Source organism: Pseudomonas sp. R62 (assembly GCF_000257605.1).
GTDB lineage: Bacteria > Pseudomonadota > Gammaproteobacteria > Pseudomonadales > Pseudomonadaceae > Aquipseudomonas > Aquipseudomonas atacamensis.
Genome location: NZ_JH635999.1, coordinates 802,130 through 805,679 on the forward strand (window position 1 = coordinate 802,130; position 3,550 = coordinate 805,679).

At 59.7% G+C, this 3,550-nt stretch carries 4 protein-coding genes and 1 pseudogene; 3 read left to right on the forward strand and 2 right to left on the reverse strand.

Annotation, left to right across the window (positions count from 1 at the left end):
- Positions 1 to 222: 222 nt before the first annotated feature.
- A complete protein-coding gene (locus tag OQK_RS21990) occupies positions 223 to 1,116 on the reverse strand; it encodes a LysR family transcriptional regulator (RefSeq protein ID WP_016774299.1) in 894 nt (297 codons plus the stop codon).
- A gap of 131 nt (positions 1,117 to 1,247) precedes the next feature.
- Between OQK_RS21990 and OQK_RS21995 the strand changes: the two genes are divergently transcribed.
- Positions 1,248 to 2,459, forward strand: a complete 1,212-nt coding sequence (locus OQK_RS21995; protein ID WP_016774300.1) for an MFS transporter — start codon at positions 1,248 to 1,250, stop codon at positions 2,457 to 2,459.
- A 1-nt stretch (position 2,460) separates the two neighbouring features.
- On the opposite strand, the gene OQK_RS29515 is transcribed toward OQK_RS21995, so the two are convergent.
- Positions 2,461 to 2,619, reverse strand: coding sequence for a DUF2986 domain-containing protein (locus OQK_RS29515; RefSeq protein WP_016774301.1), 159 nt, complete (start codon positions 2,617 to 2,619; stop codon positions 2,461 to 2,463).
- A 128-nt stretch (positions 2,620 to 2,747) separates the two neighbouring features.
- On the opposite strand from OQK_RS29515, the gene OQK_RS22000 reads away from it, so the two are divergent.
- Complete coding sequence (locus OQK_RS22000) at positions 2,748 to 3,245, forward strand: anti-virulence regulator CigR family protein (RefSeq protein ID WP_016774302.1); 498 nt, start codon at positions 2,748 to 2,750, stop codon at positions 3,243 to 3,245.
- A gap of 153 nt (positions 3,246 to 3,398) precedes the next feature.
- Positions 3,399 to 3,550 (forward strand): annotated as a pseudogene (locus tag OQK_RS32105) (quinone oxidoreductase); the annotation flags it as partial.

A 3,550-nucleotide genomic window follows, 5' to 3' on the forward strand; every position in this document is an offset into this window, starting at 1 on the left:
TCATTCAACGTGGATATATCTGATCTGGCGCCTTCGCGGGCAAGCCCGCTCCCACAGGGATTTGGGTTGCGCTGAAGATTGTGGCCTTGCACCGGACCATTGTGGGAGCGAGCTTGCTCGCGAAATCGGTGTGTCATCCAACGTGGATGTATCTGATCTGGCGCCTTCGCGAGCAGGCTCGCTCCCACAGGTATCGGCGTTTTGCTCAGATGATTTGTGATGTCAGCGGTTGTATTTCAGCGCTTCGACAAACGCTGCAAACGCTGCGGAGCTCTGGCGTCTGTTCGGGTAATACAAGTGATAGCCCTGAAACGTCGGGCACCACTCTTCCAGCACTTCCACCAGTCGCCCGTCCGCCAGATACGGCGCGACCAATTGCTCGGGCACGTAGGCCACGCCGATGCCGTCCACGGCGGCGTTGAGCACATGCATGATGCTGTTGAACACCAGTTGCCCGTCGACCTTCACGCTGAAGTCCTGACCCTGGTGCGCAAACTCCCAGGCGTAAATCGCGCCGGCCGGTTGGTGGCGGATGTTGATGCAGGTGTGCTCCGTCAACTGGTGCGGCGTGGTGGGTGCCGGGTGGCGAGCGAAGTAACCTGGCGAGGCCACCACGGCCAGGCGCCAGTCCGGGCCGATGCGCACGGCGATCATGTCTTTGCTGATCGATTCACCGAGACGGATGCCTGCATCGAAGCGTTCCTTGACCACATTGGTAAATCCGTAATCGACGTAAAACTCCAACGTGATATCCGGATAGTCCTGCAAAAACTTTGCAAGCATCGGCCGAATGCACAATTCGATCTGATCGTCCGTGCAGGAAACGCGGATCGTGCCGCTGGGCTTGTCGCGCAATTCGCCGAGGGCTTCGAGCTCGGCGCTGATCTGCTCGAACAGCGGCGCAATTGAGTGCATCAAGCGTTCGCCAGCCTCGGTCGGCGAGACATTGCGCGTCGTACGAGCGAGCAAGCGGATACCCAGACGCTGCTCCAGCGCGCGGACCGTATGACTCAGCGCAGACGGCGTGACGCCGAGGCGGGCGGCAGCCTTGGTGAAGCTTTGCTCCTGGGCCACCGCCAGAAAGGCCTGCAGGTCGTTGACTTTGGCGTTGCTCATTGCTGAATTTTTCTCAAAAGCACATGAAGATTACCGCTACTAATCAAGTTAAGCCTGATCCGTCAAGCTTTGCAGCCTGAGTAACGGGGCAGAAGTGCCTCGATGATTTCTTCTTCAAGACAGGTTTTCGCATGACGGCTCAAGTAATCGACACCCCGACAGCCCAGCCCATCGAAGCGTCCACTGACGGCGAACAACCGGCGTACTGGAGCGGTGTGTTCGCGATGACCTTGTGCGTCTTCGCCCTGATCGCCTCAGAGTTCATGCCGGTCAGTCTGCTCACGCCAATGGCTACGGACTTGCTTATCAGCGAAGGCCTGGCCGGCTATGGCATTGCCATCTCCGGCGCGTTCGCGGTGCTGACCAGCCTGATGATCAGCAGACTCGCCGGCTCGATGGATCGCAAGCGCCTGTTGCTGCTGTTGACCGCGCTGATGTGTGCGTCCGGGCTGGTGGTCGGCCTGGCGCCCAATTACACGGTGTACATGATTGGCCGCGCATTGATCGGTGTGGTGATTGGCGGCTTCTGGTCGATGTCAGCGGCGTTGGCCATGCGTCTCGTGCCCGCCGCCAGCGTGCCCAAGGCACTGGCGATTTTTAATGGCGGCAATGCCCTGGCGACCGTCGTGGCGGCGCCGTTGGGCAGTTATCTGGGCAGCGTGATTGGCTGGCGCGGAGCGTTTTTCTGCCTGATACCGGTGGCGCTGATTGCGCTGCTTTGGCAGTGGATCAGTTTGCCCGCACTCCCGGCCGCGCCGCGCAAAGCCAGCGCAGCCAATGTTTTTGCGTTGTTCAAAAGCCGCCGCGTGGCGTTGGGCATGCTCGGCGCAGGTCTGTTCTTCATGGGCCAGTTTGTTCTGTTCACCTACCTGCGACCGTTTCTGGAGACCGTGACCCGGGTCGATGTTTCGATGCTGTCGATCATCCTGCTGGTCATTGGTGTGGCCGGGTTTATCGGCACTGTGATCATCGGGTCGGTGCTGAAGTCAGGTCTGTATAGAGTAGTGATCGCCATTCCGCTGCTGATGGCGGTGATTGCTGTCGCGCTGATCGGGCTGGGCAGTTCAGTGCTAGCAGTGTTCGTGTTGCTGGGCTTGTGGGGGTTGATCGCCACGGCAGCGCCGGTAGGCTGGTGGTCGTGGCTGGCCCGCACGCTGCCCGACGATGCCGAAGCCGGCGGTGGGCTGATGGTGGCGGTGGTGCAGTTGTCGATTGCCTCGGGTTCTACCATCGGTGGTCTGCTGTTCGACGGCAGCGGTTATCGGCTGACGTTTTTCGCCAGCGCGGCATTGTTGGTGCTGGCGGCGCTGATGACCTGGCTGACGTCGCGGCAGACAGCCTGAATCAGCTCTCGATGTTTTCGGCCGCCGCTTGCGCCGCTTCGGCTTCCAGCTTCAGGCGGTCGGCCTTGCAGATGTATTTGGGCTTTTTCGGCGCCAGTTTGGCATTGGCCTTTTTGGCTTTTTCCTTGAACAACTGCTGCAGCTTCTTTTGGCGATTCATGATTTTTCGATCAGGGGTGGAGAGGGTGGGAATCCTGACGCAAGGCCGAGTGGTCAGCAAGAAGAAATCCACTAAGCTGAGCACATTCGCCCATACTCTAGAGCATCCCCCAACCGAAGGAATCGCACATGAGAAAAGCTCGCAGATTGATTACCGCGTTGTCTTGCCTCGCGCTGGTAATCGGCAGCACGACCGCACTGGCTGACCCCGGCAATGGCAAGGGGCAGGGTGGTCAGGGCGGCCAGGGCAACGGCAAGGGCAAACCGCAAAACATGCAGGATCACGGTAAACAGGGCGGGGGCGGCCAAGGCAATGGCAACAAGGGCCAGCAACACTCTGGCAATGGTGGCGGCCCGAGTTTCGATCGCGGCAATATTCTCGGCATCATCGATGGTTATCGCGGCGAATACTGGAATCCGGGGCCGCCGCTGCCGCCGGGTATTCAAAAGAATCTGGCGCGGGGTAAACCCTTGCCCCCGGGCATCGCCAAGAAGCTGGACGGGCGAATGCTCGAACATCTGCCTCGTTATGACGGCTACGAATGGCGACAGGCGGGCACTGACCTCATTCTCGTTGCGCTGGCCACCGGGCTGATCTACGAGGTGCTCAACGGCGCGTTCGATTGATTGTTGAAAGAGGAGCGGCAGCACGTGCCGCTCCTTTTTTATGTGTGTATTGCTGCAGCCTTTGCAGCAATGAACTGCATTCAGGCTGGGTTGTTCGTTGAGTGCTGCGCTTTCAGACTGAGCTCAACGCTTAACAAATGAATGGAGATGACCATGGCCAACGCAATCCGCTTCACCGCAACGGGCGCACCGGATGTCCTGCAATTGCACGCTGTCAGCGAACAGGCCCCCGGGTCCGGCGAGGTCTGGCTGGAGCAAGCGGCGGTGGGCGTCAATTACCTCGATGTCAGCCAGCGCAAAGGGGC